This is a genomic window from Streptomyces sp. NRRL WC-3549, from assembly GCF_000721935.1.
In the GTDB taxonomy this organism is placed as follows: Bacteria; Actinomycetota; Actinomycetes; order Streptomycetales; family Streptomycetaceae; genus Streptomyces.
The window spans coordinates 167,584-169,080 of record NZ_KL585381.1 but is presented as its reverse complement, the minus strand read 5'-3'; the positions used below and the strand labels follow the sequence as shown (position 1 = coordinate 169,080).

At 71.1% G+C, this 1,497-nt stretch carries 1 protein-coding gene and 1 pseudogene; one reads left to right on the top strand and one right to left on the bottom strand.

Annotation, left to right across the window (positions count from 1 at the left end):
* Positions 1 to 884, top strand: an 884-nt coding sequence (locus IH13_RS0101025) for a phosphomethylpyrimidine synthase ThiC (protein WP_031080187.1), incomplete at its 5' end; no start/stop codon positions are given.
* Between the two features lie 48 nt (positions 885 to 932).
* Here IH13_RS0101025 and IH13_RS36470 read toward each other — a convergent pair.
* Positions 933 to 1,497: pseudogene (locus IH13_RS36470) on the bottom strand (hypothetical protein); the annotation flags it as partial.

Genomic DNA, 1,497 nt, shown 5'->3' with positions numbered 1-1,497 from the left:
CGTACGTCCCGTTGACCGCCCGGCGCAAGACGGGCATCGTCTCCCGCGGCGGCTCGATCATGGCGGCCTGGTGTCTCGCACACCACAAGGAGTCGTTCCTCTACGAGCACTTCGAGGAGCTCTGCGAGATCCTCGCGTCCTACGACGTGACGTACTCCCTCGGCGACGGCCTGCGCCCGGGGTCCATCGCCGACGCCAACGACGAGGCGCAGTTCGCGGAGCTGCGGACGCTGGGCGAACTCAACTCCGTGGCCAAGCGGTTCGGCGTCCAGACGATGATCGAGGGGCCCGGGCACGTACCGATGCACAAGATCAAGGAGAACATCGACCTCCAGCAGGAGATCTGCGAGGAGGCGCCGTTCTACACGCTCGGTCCGCTGACCACCGATGTGGCACCCGCCTACGACCACATCACCTCGGGCATCGGCGCGGCGATGATCGCCTGGTGGGGGACGGCGATGCTCTGCTACGTCACTCCCAAGGAGCACCTGGGGCTGCCGAACCGGGACGACGTGAAGACGGGCGTCATCACGTACAAGATCGCCGCGCACGCGGCGGACCTCGCCAAGGGCCACCCGGGGGCGCAGGAGTGGGACGACGCGCTGTCGGACGCGCGGTTCGAGTTCCGCTGGGAGGACCAGTTCAACCTGGCGCTGGACCCGGACACGGCACGGGAGTTCCACGACGAGACACTGCCGGCCGAGCCGGCCAAGACGGCGCACTTCTGCTCGATGTGCGGGCCGAAGTTCTGCTCGATGAAGATCTCGCACGACATCCGGCGTGAACACGGTGAGGACCAGGCGGCCGTCGAGGCGGGCATGGCCCAGAAGTCCGCGGAGTTCGCCGCGGCGGGCAACCGGGTCTACCTGCCGATCGCGGACTGACGTTTGGGTGGGGCCGCAAGGACCGTGGCTCCCGGCCCCACCGCAGGCTCACTCCGGCTGGTGCTCGGGGCCGCCGAAGTCCGGGCCGGTGAAGTCGGGACCGGTGAACATCGGGCGGGACCCGGCCGACCGGCCCTCCCGCGGTCCCGAGAAGTCCGGCCTGCTGTAGCCGATCTTCGGAAGGCGGTGTGCCGACCGGTGCGGGACACGGGCCGCCGGATCGGCCAGGGCGTCCCGCAGGAACGGCAGGACGCCCCGCTCCAGCAGGGCGTGGCGCCAGGCCTCCCGGGCACGCGCCACCTCCTCGGGAAGCTCCTCCTCGGCCACGACGGGCAGCGCGGTCGAGCCGTTGCGCAGCGCGGTGACGAGGAGCCCGACCGTGGCGACGAGGATCGAGGCGGCGGCGGCCGCGGCGAAGAACCACCCCGCCGTGACCATGGTGGCGGCGAAGGGCAGGGAGGAGCTGAGGGCCTTCAGGGGCCTTCAGCAGATAGCGACCAGCAGGAATACGAGAGTGGCCGTACCCGCGAGGACGGGCGCCAGCACGGCGGTCACCGCGAGCGTGCCCGCGCCCGTCCGGTCCTCGCCGCTCCGCACCGGGCCGGCCGGCCCG